This is a genomic window from Ureibacillus sp. FSL K6-2830 (assembly GCF_038004145.1).
Classification (GTDB): Bacteria; Bacillota; Bacilli; order Bacillales_A; family Planococcaceae; genus Ureibacillus; species Ureibacillus thermosphaericus.
In genome coordinates, this window is record NZ_JBBOQR010000001.1 from 672,842 (window position 1) to 690,606 (window position 17,765).

General features: G+C 36.1%; 17 protein-coding genes. All 17 read right to left on the minus strand.

Features of this window, described 5'->3' with window-relative positions; genetic code table 11:
- Nucleotides 1-111: 111 nt before the first annotated feature.
- Nucleotides 112-891 carry an RNA polymerase sporulation sigma factor SigG gene (gene sigG, locus NSU17_RS03370; protein WP_026019001.1) on the minus strand — a complete coding sequence of 260 codons (780 nt, stop codon included), beginning with the start codon at nt 889-891 and terminating at the stop codon, nt 112-114.
- Nucleotides 892-996: 105 nt separating this feature from the next.
- Nucleotides 997-1,704, minus strand: coding sequence for an RNA polymerase sporulation sigma factor SigE (gene sigE, locus NSU17_RS03375; RefSeq protein ID WP_096550600.1), 708 nt, complete (start codon nt 1,702-1,704; stop codon nt 997-999).
- 20 nt (nt 1,705-1,724) lie between these two features.
- A complete protein-coding gene (locus tag NSU17_RS03380; RefSeq protein ID WP_340433065.1) occupies nt 1,725-2,552 on the minus strand; it encodes a sigma-E processing peptidase SpoIIGA in 828 nt (275 codons plus the stop codon).
- 264 nt (nt 2,553-2,816) lie between these two features.
- Nucleotides 2,817-3,974, minus strand: a complete 1,158-nt coding sequence (gene ftsZ, locus NSU17_RS03385; protein ID WP_340433062.1) for a cell division protein FtsZ — start codon at nt 3,972-3,974, stop codon at nt 2,817-2,819.
- A gap of 51 nt (nt 3,975-4,025) precedes the next feature.
- Nucleotides 4,026-5,318: a cell division protein FtsA gene (ftsA, locus tag NSU17_RS03390; RefSeq protein WP_340433058.1), complete on the minus strand. Its 1,293-nt coding sequence runs from the start codon at nt 5,316-5,318 to the stop codon at nt 4,026-4,028.
- A gap of 107 nt (nt 5,319-5,425) precedes the next feature.
- On the minus strand, nt 5,426-5,794 hold the full coding sequence (locus NSU17_RS03395; protein ID WP_340704276.1) for a small basic family protein: 369 nt from the start codon (nt 5,792-5,794) through the stop codon (nt 5,426-5,428).
- A 3-nt stretch (nt 5,795-5,797) separates the two neighbouring features.
- Nucleotides 5,798-6,514, minus strand: coding sequence for a DUF881 domain-containing protein (locus tag NSU17_RS03400; protein WP_340704277.1), 717 nt, complete (start codon nt 6,512-6,514; stop codon nt 5,798-5,800).
- Between the two features lie 15 nt (nt 6,515-6,529).
- Nucleotides 6,530-7,252 (minus strand): DUF881 domain-containing protein, encoded by a 723-nt coding sequence (locus tag NSU17_RS03405; RefSeq protein ID WP_340704278.1) that lies wholly within the window; start codon nt 7,250-7,252, stop codon nt 6,530-6,532.
- On the minus strand, nt 7,224-8,051 hold the full coding sequence (locus tag NSU17_RS03410; RefSeq protein WP_340433053.1) for a cell division protein FtsQ/DivIB: 828 nt from the start codon (nt 8,049-8,051) through the stop codon (nt 7,224-7,226). Before NSU17_RS03410 ends, NSU17_RS03405 begins: the two co-directional genes overlap by 29 nt.
- A gap of 19 nt (nt 8,052-8,070) precedes the next feature.
- On the minus strand, nt 8,071-9,159 hold the full coding sequence (ftsW, locus tag NSU17_RS03415; RefSeq protein WP_340704279.1) for a putative lipid II flippase FtsW: 1,089 nt from the start codon (nt 9,157-9,159) through the stop codon (nt 8,071-8,073).
- Nucleotides 9,160-9,203: 44 nt separating this feature from the next.
- Nucleotides 9,204-10,556 carry a UDP-N-acetylmuramoyl-L-alanine--D-glutamate ligase gene (gene murD / locus NSU17_RS03420; protein ID WP_340433048.1) on the minus strand — a complete coding sequence of 451 codons (1,353 nt, stop codon included), beginning with the start codon at nt 10,554-10,556 and terminating at the stop codon, nt 9,204-9,206.
- Nucleotides 10,553-11,527 (minus strand): phospho-N-acetylmuramoyl-pentapeptide-transferase, encoded by a 975-nt coding sequence (gene mraY, locus NSU17_RS03425; RefSeq protein WP_340704280.1) that lies wholly within the window; start codon nt 11,525-11,527, stop codon nt 10,553-10,555. The genes murD and mraY overlap by 4 nt, the downstream gene beginning before the upstream one ends.
- 161 nt (nt 11,528-11,688) lie before the next feature.
- Entirely contained in the window at nt 11,689-13,608 is a 1,920-nt protein-coding gene (locus NSU17_RS03430) for a stage V sporulation protein D (RefSeq protein ID WP_340704281.1), read from the minus strand.
- A 63-nt stretch (nt 13,609-13,671) separates the two neighbouring features.
- Nucleotides 13,672-15,879 (minus strand): penicillin-binding transpeptidase domain-containing protein, encoded by a 2,208-nt coding sequence (locus tag NSU17_RS03435; protein WP_445684067.1) that lies wholly within the window; start codon nt 15,877-15,879, stop codon nt 13,672-13,674.
- Complete coding sequence (gene ftsL, locus NSU17_RS03440) at nt 15,876-16,256, minus strand: cell division protein FtsL (RefSeq protein WP_340704283.1); 381 nt, start codon at nt 16,254-16,256, stop codon at nt 15,876-15,878. Before ftsL ends, NSU17_RS03435 begins: the two co-directional genes overlap by 4 nt.
- Nucleotides 16,257-17,207: a 16S rRNA (cytosine(1402)-N(4))-methyltransferase RsmH gene (rsmH, locus tag NSU17_RS03445; RefSeq protein WP_096550590.1), complete on the minus strand. Its 951-nt coding sequence runs from the start codon at nt 17,205-17,207 to the stop codon at nt 16,257-16,259.
- Nucleotides 17,208-17,237: 30 nt separating this feature from the next.
- Complete coding sequence (mraZ, locus tag NSU17_RS03450) at nt 17,238-17,669, minus strand: division/cell wall cluster transcriptional repressor MraZ (RefSeq protein WP_016837513.1); 432 nt, start codon at nt 17,667-17,669, stop codon at nt 17,238-17,240.
- Nucleotides 17,670-17,765 lie beyond the last annotated feature (96 nt).

Here is a 17,765-nt window from a genome sequence, read left to right on the forward strand (position 1 = left end):
TAAAATTTAATCTATTTTACGACAAAAGCATACTCAATAGGAACTATACTACTGTTTATAAAAATAAAAACGCACTTGTGAAAAGTGCGTCGGATTTTACAGTGATGATCCTTATCCTAATTTATAGTCTTTTTGCATGGTTTCAATCGCATTCTTTTCAAGTCTAGAAATTTGAGCTTGTGATATTCCAAGGGATTTTGCTATTTCTGTTTGTGTTTCGCCATAGTAGAAGCGTTTTGCAAGAATTAATTGTTGACGTTCATCGAGCTTTTGAATACTTTCTTTTACACTAACATACGCAACCCATTGGTCTTCTGACACGGCTTCATCCCTTAATTGGTCCATGATATATACTGCATCTCCACCATCGGAATAAATCGGCTCTTGAAGAGAAAGGGGATCCTGGATTGCATCTAAAGCATACAGCACGTCTTCTTTTTTCATGTCAATCATTTCGGCAATTTGTTCAATTGTTGGCTCATATAAATTTTCAGATATGAACTTTTCTTTTGCCTGCATTGCTTTATAAGCTATATCTCTTAAAGATCTTGATACACGAAGAGCATGATGATCTCTTAAGTGTCTTCGAATCTCACCAATAATCATTGGTACAGCATATGTTGAAAATCTTACATTATGCTTTAAATCGAAATGGTCGATGGCTTTTAATAATCCGATACATCCAACTTGGAACAGGTCATCTGCTTGTTCACCTCGATAAGAGAATCTGCCGACGATACTCAGTACCAGCCGTAGATTACAAATCACCAATTCATCTCTAACCCATGTTTCTCCGTTTTTCAAACGAACAAATAGCTCTCTCATTTCTTCATGTTTTAATACTGGCAAAGAAGCAGTATCAACACCACAAAGCTCAACTTTTGTACGCACCATCTTCTTTTCCTCCAGACTTTTTATCTCTTGGATTGTTTTTTAAGTTTGTCCGAAAAGGAAAAGAATATGCGTATTGTTACTAGTCCAATTTCAGCCAATTCTTTATGAGATTGGTTGGTTTAAGGATTCTCTTAACTCGGAAATAATTTTCTTTTCTAAGCGAGAAATATATGATTGAGAAATTCCTAAGTGATCCGCAACTTCTTTTTGCGTCATTTCCTTTTTACCGTTTAAACCGAATCTGCATTCCATAATGTATCTTTCTCTCTCGCTTAATCCGTTAATAGCTTCAAACATTGACGCACGTTCAATTTTCTTCTCAACATCATTCATAATAATTTCTTCATCTGTGCCTAAAATATCTGATAGTAGCAGTTCATTACCGTCTGGATCTGAGTTTAATGGTTCATCTAAAGAAACTTCACCCTTCATACGACTTGTCTTTCTTAAATGCATTAAAATTTCATTTTCAATGCAGCGAGAAGCGTATGTGGCAAGTTTAATATTCTTTTCTTTATTGTAAGTTTCAATCGCCTTTATTAATCCGATAGAGCCAATACTAATTAAATCTTCTATAGGTGTACCTGTGTTATCAAAACGCCTTGCAATATATACAACAAGACGTAGATTTCTTTCAATTAATGTATCACGAGCTTTCATATCACCATTCATAAAGGCTTCTATTACTGACATTTCTTCTTCTCTAGATAATGGTACCGGCAATGAATCATGACCTCCTATATAGTATGTTTTTTTAGTGCGAAACTTACTAAATATTCTCGTGATCAGTTCTTTCAGTTTTTTAAACAACCATTCTCCCCCTTTATGAATTAGTTCAACGCTAAAACGTGGAGTATCATTTGTGCATTCTGCGGAAAACGAGCATCGTGTCTAGTAAAAACAACATATTCATCCAATATTTCCTTCTTTACGTTTCCGTAAAGAATCAGACGGTCAAAACGAAATGCTAATGCGGTTGACGTTTCTTTTTGGACCGTTGACAATATCAAAATTCTGATTTTAGGGTACATAAAGCTAGGAAACATTGTTAGTTGATAAGGATTCTTGTCGTCCCACGTAAGCAATCCTTCTTTTAACTCTTTTGGCAATTTATCTTCTACCGCTTGATACGATAAGAAATGAACCGGTTTTCCGCTAATTGGTTCCACACATTCATTTCCCGTATCAATGAATCCTTTCAACGAATATGTTTTTTGAAAAAGCTCTAATTCACAATCAACGACAAAGGATTGTTGCAACCTTTCTTTTGTCATATTTCTCCACTTCGAATGAATAAAAGTTAAACTAAGAACAGCGATACTTAAACAGAAGATAAAAAAAATAAGATCAGATTGTCTAAGTAAAAAAGGTAATAAACTTGTGAGCAAACCACCTAGAAAAAAGGTGGCGACAAGCAACACTGTTCCTTGTTTCAACAGTGTTTGAATTCGAAAGGAGAATGCGAGTCCAATTAATAAAAGAAAACTTGCAACTGCTCCTATAAATGTGTGATAAAGTATTGAAGACACGAGTCCGCTAATGAATGCACTGAATAACAATCTTCTTTTCCTTACATACAATCCCGTTATTTCCTTCGTAAACTTTAATAAAAAGTAATTAAATAACGTATTGTATAGTACGAGTAATTCTCCAATCATTTTAGCGTCCTCCTATTGATAGATTAACACTGTCTTCATGTGGAAAATGTCAAAACGTTGTAGGGAAAGCGGAGTTTTTATTGACAAAATATTGCATATACCGAGAAAATATGCATAAAAAAAGGAACAATCTAGCGTAATTTTTAATATGCTAGATTGTTCCTTTGCTACTTTTTTCGTTGATAGATAGATATTTTACTTGAGAAAATGTCGAATTTTCTATTTTTGTGTAACATTATTTCTTAATATAAAACAAAGGTACTGTTACTGGTTTCGATGACGACGATTTCTTAAGAATGTTGGAATATCTAAAATATCTTCTTGTTGATTGCGATTATATTCCGCTTGCTGTTGCGGTTCTGTATTGCGTTCCCGCATTGGTTGTTGCTGTTGTTGTTGAACTATGTTTGGTTGTGAGCTGCGAGTATTGAAAGAAGGTCTTACACTTTGTGTGTTTTGAGGTGCAGCATCATCTGAAAAGCCCGTTGCAATTACTGTTACAATGATTTCATCATTTAAGTTTTCGTTAATCACTGATCCAAAAATCATATTCACTTCTTCATCAGATGCGGATGCAACGATATCCGCTGCTTCTTGCACTTCAAAAAGACTTAAATTTGTTCCTCCGGTAATATTCATAATGACACCTTTCGCGCCATCAATGGAAGTTTCAAGTAGTGGACTGGAAATTGCTTTTTTCGCAGCTTCAGTCGCACGATTTTCACCAGAAGCAATACCGATACCCATGAGTGCTGATCCCTTATTGGACATAATTGTCTTTACGTCCGCAAAGTCTAAGTTGATGAGACCTGGTGTAGCTATCAAGTCGGAAATCCCTTGCACTCCTTGACGTAATACGTTGTCAGCTTCACGGAAAGCTTCAAGCATTGGAGTGCTTTTATCAACAATTTGTAATAGTTTATCATTCGGAATGACAATCAGTGTATCCACCGCTTCTTTCATTGCAGCAATTCCACTAATTGCCTGTGTTTGTCTCTTCTTTCCTTCAAAGGAAAACGGTCTTGTCACAACCCCAACAGTTAATGCTCCCAAATCCTTTGCAATTTGCGAGATAACTGGTGCGGCACCTGTTCCAGTTCCTCCACCCATGCCAGCAGTGACAAATACCATATCTGCTCCACGAACAACTTCTTCAATTTGTTCTCTACTTTCTTCAGCAGCTTTTTTACCAATTTCAGGATTTGCCCCTGCACCTAATCCACGAGTCAGTTTACTACCAATCTGTAATTTTATTTCCGCTTTTGATAGTTTTAAAGCTTGAGCATCTGTATTTACTGCAATAAATTCAACACCTTGAACTCCATGTTCAATCATTCTATTTACAGCATTATTTCCACCGCCGCCTACACCAATTACTTTAATATTGGCTAGCTGGTCAATATTCGTATCAAATTCTAACATTCTTTCTCCTCCTGCCACACTAGTCTAAGTTTTTTATATTCTTCTTTTTATTTATTCAAAAAATTTATCAAATAACCTTTTTGCTTTATCGATAACGCTCGATTTATTACCGTTATCAGCTTTTTCAGATGCATGAGATTGTTTTTTAGGAGGAGTAGTAACTGAACCTACCGCTTGATAAACAGGTGCTTTCGATACCGGGCTTCTTCCAAAAAATTCATCTTCCATATGTGCATAACAAATTAAGCCAACAGCAGTTGTAAATGAAGGTTCTCGAACCCCGATATAATCAGGAATATAGATTCTCACGCGCGTTTGCAAAACTTGGCGTGCAAGTTGAGCAATTCCTTCTAATGAAGCAACACCGCCTGAAATGACGATTCCACCAGGTAAATCTCTTACTCCTAAGCGAGCTAATTCGTCTAAAACGAAATCAAACAATTCTTCCAAACGGGAACTGATAATTTCCGCTAAAAATTTTTGGCTGTACTCTTCTGTAGCATCTGTACCTACAACTGGCACTTCAAATACTTCCTCATCCGAAGCATCATCATAGAAGGCATGTCCATATTGTCTCTTTATTTTTTCGGCTTGTTCAGTTGGAGTTTTTAATATGATGGATAAATCTTTTGTAATATGGTCGCCACCAATCGGAACGACTCCTATATGAGTTAACAAGCCATCTTCAAATACGGCAATCGTGGTTGAACCACCACCAATATCAATAAATGCGGTACCTTGATTCTTTTCATCTTCCGTTAAAGCAAAATATCCTGCTGCTAAGGGTTGCAAATAAATTTCTTTAATATCAAGTCCTGCACGCTCTACACATCTCAAAACATTATGCAATAATGTGCGAGATGTGGTAATCATTGTGGCATCCATTTCGAGTCGAATACCAATCATGCCGCGGGGATCTTTAATTTCATCCAAGTTATCGACTATAAATTGTTTTGGAATTAAATTGACAAGTTCCCGCTCCGGTGGTATCGACATCACTTGAGCAGATTCAAATACTCGCTCTAATTCGTCATCTGTAATTTCACGATTTTCGCTATTAACTGCCACAACACCTTTCACTGGCTGTAAGGCTGTTTGATTTGCAGGTATCCCTAAAACGACCTCTCGAATTTGTATTCCCGTCATTCGTTCTGCCTGTTCAACGGCTTTTTTAATTGATTGAACGGTTGCATCTATATCAACAATTGCACCTTTTCTAACGCCATTCGTTTTGACATTTCCAACTCCAATAACATGCAACTGGCCATCTGTTACATCTCCAATTAATACTTTAATAGAAGAGGAACCTATATCGAGTGAAATATATATATTTTGATGGTTCATCTCACCGCACCTCCTTCGAATGCTACTACACTCATTTTATTTTAAAATACTATATATGTCTAAGTAAATTCTTGTATAACATAATACATAATAAAATTCTACAGCTATTATACAGTTTTTTCATCCTTTTTTACATGTCTGTCTTCCCACTTTTGTATCAAAATTCGTCGAATGATTGCAATATTTTGAAAAAGTCTGACTCCAAAGGCAAAAACTGCCGCTAAATATAAGTCTACTCCCAAATGGACACCTAAAAAAGCAAGTCCAATAGCTAACGCGATATTAAAGAAAAATCCTGAGATAAACACCTTATCATCGTAAACTTGTTGCAAATTTGCCCGAATTCCTCCAACAATGGTATCTAGCGCAGCAAGTACAGCTATTGATAAGTAATTTTCATATACTGAAGGAATTTGAATATCGGTCAATAAACCTAAAGTTAATCCTAATATCAATCCCAAAAATGGTAACCACATATTCTAATCCCCTTCACTCTTCAGCAAATAAGTATTAGTCAAATCCCCATCATATGCATCAATCGTAATCTCCTCTTTTGCTGGGTGTATTGTCAACATCAAATTATCGAGATAAAAATCATCTTGAAAAGTCGAAGCATATAAATAGCTATGAAGTTTTTCTGCTTGTTCAAAGTTTTCCGTAATAATATAAATATCTACATTTGAATTACTTATTGGAACACTGTTGACAGTCGTTTTTCCATTGATATCCCGAATGGCAGTTGTATGAACAATTCTCTGTCCATCTATTTCGATATAAAGACCGTTATAACGATATATTTCGTTCACAAGTCTCATTAAAAGATCAGGGGATATTGGTTCCACTCTATAGCCGCTTAGAATCAATTCTTCTGCAGGCCTAATATTTAAATGGACTCCTGGACCAACCACTTTTGAAAGACCTGCCCTCTCCCTTAAATTGTCAACAGTTGATTGTAATACTTTTCCTTGTTCTTCAATGTTTGCATCTTCATATTCTGCAGCAATTTTTTTTAATGAAACAATTTCGTTTAATAGTTCAGAGTGCACTTTTTTTTCTTCTGATAGCTCTTGGCGTATTTCCCAAATGTCTCTTGTATCTCGAGATTCAGGTTTTTGTATTGTATTATATTGAACAGCAATCATTAACCCTACAATAAAAGAAATGATCGTGATTCGAATGACTACTTTCTTTTCCACCTGCCTGCCCCCTTTTTAAGAATTTATTGAAGGCATTTCAATATTATCCAAAGTTTGAATGATTACGATAATTGAATCATTTAATAATTGATCAAAAACTCCACCTGCTATTTTTAAGGAAGAAATTAATGTTTCTGAATTTCCAATTGCTTCAATTTCAAAAGGAGCAGGATATTGTTTTCCATCCACCGTAATCACAGGACCATTGCAATGAATATAAGAATTTGGTTTCAACCGATGTCCATTAATGGCAATTGCTTCTGCACCGGAAATTTTTAATTCATTAATGACCATAAAAATATGACTTTCATGAACAATATAGTCATTTGGATTTGTCGATTTCGGGTTGTAATGCCCGTCCTTTAGTGTAACTCTGATTCCTTCGCCATGAGCGGGCAATTCGCCTAGTATTAGTCTCAGCTTTTCTGCTTCCTGTGCTAATTCTTTATAATCATTTGTATTTTCAGTAAAAGACTTTTCATATTCTCTTATTTGAGCTTTTAATGCATTGAGCTCATCCAACAATTCTTTATTTTTCTCTTGTTGCTCAATAAGCTCTGTGCGGTATATATCTTCCTGTTCTAAATAATTCGAATCAAATTGTTTATCATCTCTTGCCAAATTATAGGCATAGCCAATAATGAAACCTGTTACGATACTAACGAATAGAAGGATAAAATGTTTTCTCTTAAATTTATTTTGTCTTTTCTTATGAAGTGGATTCATCATTTTCCACATCCTGTTCTTCCTTCTCACTATCAGTTTGCGTACCTATATTCAAAACCTTATATTCTTCTGAATAGGGTTTGTAATAAGAACCAACTTCAATATCGATAATTCCCTTTTCATGCTCTCCAGTGTTTTCGATTTGAGCAACGATTGCCGGATAATATTTAAGTTTTTCAGCTAGAGAAGTAATTTCCGCCCTCACTTCATAGCCATCGTTCATAAACAATGTAATCGCAAATGGATCCGTTTCTGTAGAAGCTAAATTAATTTGTGAAATTAACGCTAGCACCTCTTCATCAAGTTCAGCCAATTCTTTTAGTACCAATTTCCTTAATTCGTCATCATGGAAATGCAAAAAGATTGGTGCATCAATTGGAGGAAATTCTTCCGATTTTTTATAAACAACCCCATTTTCCAATATCGGGTAAAAATGATTATTTTCAAAGATGTAGGCTACTTTTCGATATTCTTCTATTTCAATTTCTACTGTTGTAAGCAATTTTCGCTTCACAACTACATGTTTGACCCATTCATCTTGTAAAGTTTCTTCAACGTTTGAAATTTTAAACCCCCACATTGAATGGCCGATTTCAAGTCCAGACTTTTGTAAATAATATTCTTCTTTTGCTAAGTCCGCTCCATGCACCGTAATTTTTTGTATATTACTATAAGGAGATTGGAAATAAAGGAGTAAAAATAACGTCGCTACAAATAGTGATATGATGACAGCAAACTTTATGTTTGTTCGTCTTCTTCTTTTTTTCTTCAAAGTTGGTATGCGTTCTTCTATATCAATAACTTTGTCCATTTTTACTCCTCCTTTCCAATTATACAGTTCTATCGGATATTGATACGATGACGCCAACGATAAACCAAATAATCATTAACGAAGTACCGCCATAACTAATAAATGGTAATGTCACACCAGTTACAGGAATCAGCCCGATTACAACACCAATATTTAATGCTGCTTGAAAACCAATCATTGCTACGAGGGAACTAATGGCGAAAAAATCAAAGCTTCTAGTTGCTTGCAGAGCTATTCCTATTCCCGAATAGATAAATAAACAAAACAGTCCAATGATTAAACATCCGCCCAAAAAACCGATTTCCTCTAAAATAATTGAAAAAATAAAATCATTTTGCGGCTCTGGCAAATATAAAAATTTCTGTCTACTTTGTTGAAAACCATGCCCGAGTAACCCAGCAGGTCCAATGGCCAGCAAAGACTGTACTGCTTGGAAACCGCTTCCTAACGGATCTTGCCATGGATCTATGAAAGCCTCAATTCGTCTCAAACGATAAGGAGCCGTAGCAATTAGACCGATTAATCCGGCAACACCAAGTAAGATAAATGCCACATACAGTTTTATTGGATATTTTGCAATAAAGAGCAATATAAAAGAGGATACAATTAAAATAAACACAGATCCGAAATCGGGTTGTAACATGATTAAAGCACTTGGGATTAGAATGATGAGGAAGTGCTGGAGTCGGACAACCCGTTCACCGTTTGGCACTTTGCTTAATAGAAAACTTAAATACATTAATGTCGTAATTTTTACTAATTCGGCAGGTTGAACTGTCAATGGGCCAATTCCGATCCAGCTTTGTGATCCATTCCGCTCAAGACCAATTCCTGGAATTAAGACAAGAACAAGGAGTACGAGAGAAAATATATATAAGCTAATCCATGTTTTTTCATTGTGAAATATCGGCATATTCGAAACAATGTAGAAGACAATTAATGCCAATAAAAGATAAATGGATTGTTTAATGTAAAATGGAATTTCACCTTCATAGTGAATCGCACTCCAATATGTACCTGCCGAATAAATGAAAATGACACCAATAATCGAAAGTATGAATGCCGAAATAATAAATAGCCTTTTATACGTAAATTTCAGGGATGGCATCCTTTCCTAAATAATTTTTGCTTCAAAATCAAGTTGGCATTTTTTTAAGAAAGCTTCATTGCCGCCTCGATAAATAAATCTCCTCGCACTTCAAAACTTTTATATTGATCCCAACTAGCACAAGCTGGTGACAATAATATAACGTCGCCATTCTCAGATAGTTGCGCAGCCTTTTCAACAGCTTCCTCGATATTTGTAGCAATTTCCCATTTCTTAACATTGCAAGATTTTGCAAATTCGATAAATCGGTGTTTCGTTTCGCCCAAAGCTACTACCGCTTTTACATTCTTCATTGCTTCACGCAATTCTTCAAAGGAATGTCCTCGATCAAGTCCACCGGCAATTAATACAATCGGCTGATGAAATGCTTCTAAAGCTACTTTTGTTGCTAAGCAATTCGTCGCCTTGGAATCGTTATAAATTTTTCGACCTTTCCATTCACGTACAAATTGAGTACGATGGCGAACACCAGAAAAGTTTTTTAACACTTCTTCCATCGCTGATTTGTCGCATCCATAAATGTTGCAAGCAGCAATGGCTGCTAATATATTTTGCAAATTGTGTTTACCAGGTAAAGCAATCAATTCTCGATGAATAAACGGTTCTCCTTCCCAGTAAATCATAGAATCATCAGCACTAATCCCTTCTTTCATGCGACCTTTTACGCTGAATGGAATTTTTGTTGCATTGGATTTACTTGCCCAATCTGCAACCACATTTTGATCTTTGTTAAAGATTAAATAATCTTCTTCTGTTTGATTTTTGGTAATACCAAATTTCGCTTTTGCATAATCCTCAAAAGTTCCATGATAGTCTAAATGTGCATCATATAAATTTGTTAACACTGCAATTTTGGGCTTAAATTGTTCAATCCCCATTAATTGAAAAGATGATAATTCCGTTACAATTACTTCATCAATGCTGGCATTTTCAGCTACACCGCATGCTACAGTCCCAATATTTCCAGCAATTTTCGGCTTGCGATTCCCCGCTTTTAACATTTCAAAAATTAATGTCGTCGTCGTCGTTTTGCCGTTTGTTCCTGTAATACCAATCATTGGTGCTTCGCTTACTAGATATGCTAATTCAATTTCAGTAATGACAGGTATATTCTTTTTCAAAGCATCTTTGACAATTGAATTTGTATAAGGAATGCCAGGATTTTTTACAACAAGTTCGAAACCTTCATCCAACAAATCTTCTGGATGTCTCCCACATATTACTGTAATTCCCATTTTCAATAGATTTTGAGCATCGGGATTTTCTTCGAATGGCTTCGCATCATTAACTGTTACAAATGCCCCAAGTTTATGTAGAAGCATTGAAGCTGCTACACCGCTTTTTGCTAAACCTAATACTAAAACTTTTTTATGTTGAAATTTTGTTGTATGAATCATAAATATGCCTCCGCTATCACAGCAATCATTGCTACTAGTAATGCCGTTGACCAAAATACAGCGACAACTTTTCGCTCCGACCATCCAGATAATTCAAAATGGTGATGGATAGGGGCCATTTTAAAAATGCGTTTTCCTCTCGCTTTAAAACTTACTACTTGAAGGATAACAGATAATGTTTCAATTACAAAAACTAGCCCAATAAACAATAGCAATAATTCTTCCTTTACAATGACAGATACGAGTCCTAGAGCTCCTCCAAGAGCGAGAGAACCCGTATCTCCCATAAATACCTTTGCTGGATTCGCATTGAAAATTAAAAATCCTAGCAAAGCTCCTGTTACTGCAAAAGTAAATAATGCCACATCCGTCTGCCCATTAAATAGTGCGATGACGCCAAAGGCACTAAAGGCGATTGATGCTGTGCCAGCCACCAATCCATCTAAACCATCTGTTAAATTGACCGCATTGGAAAAACCAACGAGCCAAAAAATTAAGAAGGCCACGTAAAGTATTCCTAAATCAACCGACCAGTCGGTAAAAGGAATGCTGATGGAAGTATCAAATGTACCTAGCCTTAATAGTAAAAAGGCTAAAATGGAAATAATGATTTGACCGACTAATTTTTGCAATGAAGTCAAACCTAAATTTCTTTTAAAAACAATTTTAATGCCATCATCAAGTAATCCGATGACACCAAATCCTGCCAAAACTAATAACATAACAACGGATTGGGTAGTAAATAATTGAAGCATTTTTCCAACAACGATTGTAGTTGTAACAATGGAAATTAAGAAAATCACTCCACCCATCGTTGGCGTTCCGGCTTTTTTCATATGGGATTTGGGACCTTCCGTTCTAATACTTTGGCCAAACTTCAACCGTCGAAGTATTGGTATTATCAACGGCCCCAATATTACTGAAATAAGAAAGGATACTGCTAAAATAGTTATTGTTATTTCAATAGACATGTTAGATCTCCCTCAAAAACTTCATTCTGAATCGATTTCTACAATATCATAGATGGAAGCATGGTACTATTAACAAAATAAGGAAAGTTCCTCTCTTGTTATTGATGAACTCCCGCGGGGAAAAGCTTCCTTGCCGCAGGAGCAGTAAAATTCAATTCTATTTAATCTCCTAAATATAAATGAATCGTTCCATCCACTTCAATAATATTATCAGGTTCAGGCAATTGACTTTTTACAACTTTTCCTGTTCCATGCATTTCAATATGGAATGGGTATTGAAGCTTCATGATTTCATCCACTTTCATTCCAACTAAGTTTGGTACCCGTTCTGTCATTGGATCTCCCCAACGATACTGCTTTTCCAATTGCCCTTCCCGATTAACTTCCAAACCGATGATTGGCGCAATGTCTTCTATAATTTGCCCGACGATAGGTGCTGCAATGGTACTACCAAAAACGACTGAACTTTTCGGACTATCAATCGCAACATATACAACGACTTGAGGATTATTACTCGGCGCAAAGCCGATGAAAGAAACAATATAATCCCCAACCTTATATCGACCATTTTCTACTTTTTGAGCAGTTCCTGTCTTCCCACCAATACGCATTCCATCACGATATGCGTTTCGTCCAGAGCCATTTGCAACAACAGATTCTAACGCATATCTTACCTTTTCGGAAGTTTGTTCACTGATAACCGTACGTTTTAATTCCGGTTGATTTTCAAGAATGATTTTTCCCGTTTCTGAATCAACAATTTTTGAAACGACATATGGCTTAAATAGTTTCCCTCCATTAATGGCTGCAGATACAGCTTGAACTTGTTGAATAGGCGTTACAGCAATTCCTTGCCCGAAAGACGTTGTTGCATGCTCAACAGGTCCAAAAGCTTCTTTTGAGAATAATATGCCGCTCGCTTCTCCGGCAATGTTTGATCCAGTCGGTTCACCAAAACCAAAGTTTTTAATGTACTGCAATAACTTATCTGGACCCACTCGATGCCCAAGTTCAATAAACCCCGGGTTGCAAGAATTTTCTACTACTTGTAAAAATGTTTGTTGTCCATGTCCCTCGCGCTTCCAACAGCGAAGTCTTGAATCTTCTACAATTGTATACCCCTTATCATAAAAAGTCTCTTTTTCTAAATCCACTTTCCCTTCTTCAATGGCAGCGGCTAGTGTAATGATTTTAAATGTTGATCCTGGCTCAAAAGTCATCCAAACGGGCAAGTTGCGATTATAAATTTCAGGTTTCACTTTTTCTAAGTTACTTGGATCGTATGTAGGATAAGAAGCAAGGGCTAAAATTTCTCCCGTATTTGGATTCATGGCGATTGCTAAGGCTTGTTCCGCATTATATTTTTTCATCGCTTGCGACAATTCTCTTTCAACCACTTGCTGAACTTCTAAATCAATTGTTAGTTGTACAGTTGCTCCTTGATGCCCTTCCCGCCACTCATCATCTACGTGTGGTAAAGTATTTCCTTTTGCATCCGTAAACAAACGAATTGCCGCATCTTTTGATGTGAGGTATTTGTCATATTGATATTCAATTCCTGCAAGTCCTTGCGTATCGTAGCCAGTGAATCCAATGAAACGGGATAATAAATTTCCATAAGGGTAATATCGAACATAATCGACACCTGTATATAGACCATCGATTTTTAACCCTTGAAGTTCAACAGCTTGTTCATAAGTAATGTTTTTTGCTTCTGGTGCAAGCTTTACTAAGTACGATTTTGAATTCATTTTTTCATATAACTTTTTTTCATCAACTTTTAAGACAGAAGCAATTTGTTTGGCAGCTTGTTCAATATTATCATTTTGTGCAGGCATAAAATACAAGGTCGGCGCTAATTTATTTGTTACAATGACTTCACCGTTACGATCGACTATTTCTCCTCTTTCTGAAGCGAATGGAATTTCTCGATCCCAGTTTTCCTTTGCCAGTTCTGTTAACTTGTCATGCTGAATAATTTGAACAATAAACAGTCGGACGATGGCGGCTATCACAAAAAGAATAAAGCCGTACAATACAATCCGCAACCGTTTTTTGGAGACGGTTGAAATCCACTTCATTCGACATCACACCTCGTTTTTTACAAGGTATGAAACGAACTTCTCATCTATTCAAAAGCTAAGCTAATCTTGGGGCAATTCCTCAGATTCCTCACCACTTATTAAGAATAATTCTTCAGGAGTTTTTAATTTAACAACGATCGGGGAGGAATCAGTAATTATTGTATTTTCTGATACACTTTGGCTTTCTACATAGCCTTCTCCTACGATTTCAATGTTTATACCGGACATCGCTTTATAGATTAGTAAATTTCTCAATGACCAATTTTCAAAAGAAGGCAATGTCACAACGCCATCCGTTTTTAAAAAGACGATGCTATCTTTTACCATCGAAACTCCTTCTTTCGGATATTGGTCAATAATTTCTCCGCCTTCACCAATGATAATTGTTTTTAAACCTTGACTCTCTAATTCTTGTTTTAAGTTCGCAGCTTTTTTCCCAATATAGTTCCCTATCGTTATTTTCTCTACAGGTTTCGCATCTTCTGGATTAATGTTTAAATATTTTAAGCTATTTTCCATTACAGGCTTAAATACTTTTTCCACCGGTTCAGAACCAATTTCAGTTCCTTTAAGTTTTGGTCTTTTCACTGCTACATAAACAATCAATTGTGGATCATCAACAGGGGCAAAACCTAAGAAGGAATATAAATAATTGTTTTTTCCATATAAATAGCCTCTTCCATTTGGATTCGGTATTTGAGCTGTACCTGTTTTCCCCGCAACTTCATATCCATCAATTTTATAGTTTCTCGCAGTACCTACTTCCGAAGTAACGGTAGAAGCCAAAATTGCTCTTACTTGTTTCGCTGTGCTTGCAGAAATCGGTTTTCCTTTTTCTTTCGGTTGATGATTTTCAATCACTTTTCCTGTGGAAGAATCCACAATTTTATCTATAACATATGGTTGCATCATAACGCCATCATTCGTAATGGCTGTCATGGCTTGCACTAGCTGTATCGGCGTCACAGTAGAACCTTGTCCGAATGAAGTTGTTACATAGTTAATTGGATATCGGGTTAAAATTGTTCCTGTTACTTCTCCCGGCAAATCAATGCCTGTTTTTTTCCCGAATCCAAAGGCTTCTAAATAATCAATAAAAGTATCATTGCCCATTAGTTCTAGTAAATTGGCCATCGCAGTGTTGGATGAACGTTGGAAACCTTCTAAATAAGTAATTCTTCCCCAACCATGAATATTGTGGTCACGAATCGTTCTGTCCAACACCCTATAAGAACCAGATTGATACGTAGCATTCGGATGCCAATTGCCTGTCTCAATTGCAGCAGCTAAAGTAAATGTTTTCATTGTGGACCCGGGTTCAATTACTTCTTGTGTCACGTAGTTTAACCAGTTGTTTTCCAAACCAATTCTAGTTTCAGGATCGAATGTAGGACGTTGAGACAATGCAAGAATTTCCCCTGTTTTTGCATCCACTACAAGGCCAACCATCGAGTCAGGATTATATTCTCGGTCCACATTTGTCATCGCATCTTCCAAGAAGTTTTGAATTGTTTTATCAATTGTTAAATAAATATTGTCACCATTTTTCGCTGGTTGTACCATCTTATCTCTGTTTGGCAATAAATAGTGAAATGCATCGCTTTCATATTCAATTTTCCCGTTTTCTCCAGTTAATTGTTCATTGTAAATCAATTCTAATCCCATTTTCCCTACAGGAATAAACGTTCCATCCTCTTGCTTTTCTCTTTGCGTAAAACCAATTAAATGGGATGCAAAAATACCGTTTGGATAATATCGCTTCGTATCACTTACAAATTTAATACCAGGTAATTTTTCCTTTTCAATTTTCGTTTTGATTTCGTGACTGATTCCTCTTCCTGCAGAACCGAATTCAACTTGATAATAATATCCACCATTCGGCCTTCGTTTTGTTAATATCTTATAAATAGTCGATTCATCCATATCAATATAATTTGCTAATATTTCAGCTGTTTTTTTAGGATTTACAACATGTTGTGGGTTATTTGGGTTTGTTGTTGCAACTGGATTGACAACGGCGATTAGTCGATAGCTTAACGTATCTTCTGCTATTACATTTCCATTCCGATCTAATATTTTTCCGCGTTCAGCAGTAATCACCGCTTCCTTTTGGTACAATGCTGCAGCCCTTGCCTTTAATTCTTCTCCTTCAACTTGTCCAGTAATTTGGATGTAAGTAATCCTTAAGAATAATGCAAAAAAGAGCCCTCCATATAATAAAAACATTAGAAAGGCTCCCCATTGAAAACGAAATTTCTTTTTCTTCATTCTCCCGGCACTACCTTTACGTTATCTTCTTTAAGAGTTAAACCGAGTGAATTGGCTTTTTCCCAAATTCTTTCATATGTTGATAATTCGCTAACCTGTACTTTTAAATCCGCATTTTCTTTTTCAATTTCTGCGATTTCTCTTTCAATTTTTTGTATTTCAATCGTTGTTTTTTGAATTGAGCTTTGTTTATGTAATACGAATACAGATAAAGTTGCAACAACTATAACAAATGCGATATATAAAAACTTTTCCCTTGCTGTAATGATTTTACGTTGCTTCTTTTTTACTTGCCTTATATTTGGTTGATTGGTGGGTTGTTGATAGGGTACTTCTTGTTGTTGATAATATAATGGTTGCCTAACCCGAACTGCCATTTAGCCACGCCCTTTTTCATGAATTTTTTCAGCGATACGTAATTTTGCTGATCTCGCTCGATTGTTTGCCAACAACTCTTCCTCCGATGGAACAATCGGCTTTTTCGTAATATTTTTTAATACCGGTTGGAATTCATCTGGTACGATTGGTAAACCTGGAGGTAATTCTGGTAATGATGAAGCCTCTTTAAATATTGTTTTAACTATGCGATCTTCCAAAGAGTGGAATGTGATAACGCTTATCCGACCGCCAATACGTAATAAATCAATGGCATCTGTCAGCGACTCTTCAATCGCCCCTAATTCATCATTCACTGCAATGCGAATTGCTTGGAAAACTCGCTTTGCTGGATGTCCACCTGTACGACGACGAGATGCTGGAATGCCCTCTTTAATTAAATCGACAAGCTGTCCTGTTGTTTCAATGGGTGCTTTTTTTCTTGCCATTTCAATTTTTCGAGCAATTTGCTTTGAAAATTGTTCTTCCCCATAACGGAAAAAAATACGCACTAAATCTTCATATGGCCATTCATTTACAATATGGTAGGCAGTTAGTTCTTGAGTTTGATCCATTCGCATATCTAAAGGAGCATCGTGCTGGTAACTAAATCCTCTTTCCGGAGTATCTAATTGGGGTGAGGAAACTCCTAAATCATAGAGAATACCATCAACTTTCTGAATATTAAGTTTATCCAATTCCTGTTTTATATACCTGAAATTGGAATGAACAAAATTCACTCTATCCTTATAATTTTCCAAACGTTTTTTCGCATGTTCAATGGCAGTTAAGTCTTGATCAAAACATATTAGTCTACCATTGCTAGAAAGTTGTTGAACTAAGTACTCGCTATGACCAGCACCACCTAATGTACAATCCACATATATTCCGTCTGGATGAATATTTAAGCCATCGACAGTTTCTTTTAATAGTACAGTTGTGTGATCAAACATGAAATGATTGCTCCTTCATCGATGTATTCGCTAGAAGTCAAAGCCAATAAGATTTTCTGCAATATCATTGAAAGATTCCTCTGCTTCGTTGAAATATTCTTCCCAAAGTTCTTTAGACCATATTTCAATCTTAGTTGAAACACCTAAAATAACACATTCTTTTTCAAGTTTTGCGTAAGTAGCAAGATTCGAAGGGATGTTAATGCGCCCTTGTTTGTCTAATTCAACTTCGGTAGCCCCAGAAAAGAAGAACCTAGCAAATGCTCTTGCATCTTTTTTCGTCATTGGCAAGTCTTTCAGTTTTTCTTCGAGCTTTCGCCATTCGTTCATAGGATAACCAAAAAGACAGTTATCAAGCCCCCGTGTAATGACAAAAGTATTTCCTAATAATTCACGGAATTTTGATGGTATGATTAAACGTCCTTTGGCATCAACAGTATGTTGATATTCTCCCATGAACATGCTACTCACCCCACTTTAGTAAATAATGTACCACATTCCCCCACTTTCCACCACATATTTCTTCGCATAGTTTGTAAACTTTTCACAAATTATGCC

What these genes read in the sequence shown, in the direction of transcription:
- murD (WP_340433048.1), bottom strand. Translation starts at nt 10,556, where the DNA reads ATGATTCATACAACAAAATTTCAACATAAAAAAGTTTTAGTATTAGGT.
- ftsZ (WP_340433062.1), bottom strand. Translation starts at nt 3,974, where the DNA reads ATGTTAGAATTTGATACGAATATTGACCAGCTAGCCAATATTAAAGTA.
- ftsW (WP_340704279.1), bottom strand. Translation starts at nt 9,159, where the DNA reads ATGCCATCCCTGAAATTTACGTATAAAAGGCTATTTATTATTTCGGCA.
- mraZ (WP_016837513.1), bottom strand. Translation starts at nt 17,669, where the DNA reads ATGTTCATGGGAGAATATCAACATACTGTTGATGCCAAAGGACGTTTA.
- ftsA (WP_340433058.1), bottom strand. Translation starts at nt 5,318, where the DNA reads ATGAACCATCAAAATATATATATTTCACTCGATATAGGTTCCTCTTCT.
- NSU17_RS03430 (WP_340704281.1), bottom strand. Translation starts at nt 13,608, where the DNA reads ATGAAGTGGATTTCAACCGTCTCCAAAAAACGGTTGCGGATTGTATTG.
- ftsL (WP_340704283.1), bottom strand. Translation starts at nt 16,256, where the DNA reads ATGGCAGTTCGGGTTAGGCAACCATTATATTATCAACAACAAGAAGTA.
- NSU17_RS03405 (WP_340704278.1), bottom strand. Translation starts at nt 7,252, where the DNA reads ATGTGGAAAATGATGAATCCACTTCATAAGAAAAGACAAAATAAATTT.
- mraY (WP_340704280.1), bottom strand. Translation starts at nt 11,527, where the DNA reads ATGTCTATTGAAATAACAATAACTATTTTAGCAGTATCCTTTCTTATT.
- NSU17_RS03435 (WP_445684067.1), bottom strand. Translation starts at nt 15,879, where the DNA reads ATGAAGAAAAAGAAATTTCGTTTTCAATGGGGAGCCTTTCTAATGTTT.
- NSU17_RS03395 (WP_340704276.1), bottom strand. Translation starts at nt 5,794, where the DNA reads ATGTGGTTACCATTTTTGGGATTGATATTAGGATTAACTTTAGGTTTA.
- NSU17_RS03380 (WP_340433065.1), bottom strand. Translation starts at nt 2,552, where the DNA reads ATGATTGGAGAATTACTCGTACTATACAATACGTTATTTAATTACTTT.
- rsmH (WP_096550590.1), bottom strand. Translation starts at nt 17,207, where the DNA reads ATGTTTGATCACACAACTGTACTATTAAAAGAAACTGTCGATGGCTTA.
- NSU17_RS03410 (WP_340433053.1), bottom strand. Translation starts at nt 8,051, where the DNA reads ATGGACAAAGTTATTGATATAGAAGAACGCATACCAACTTTGAAGAAA.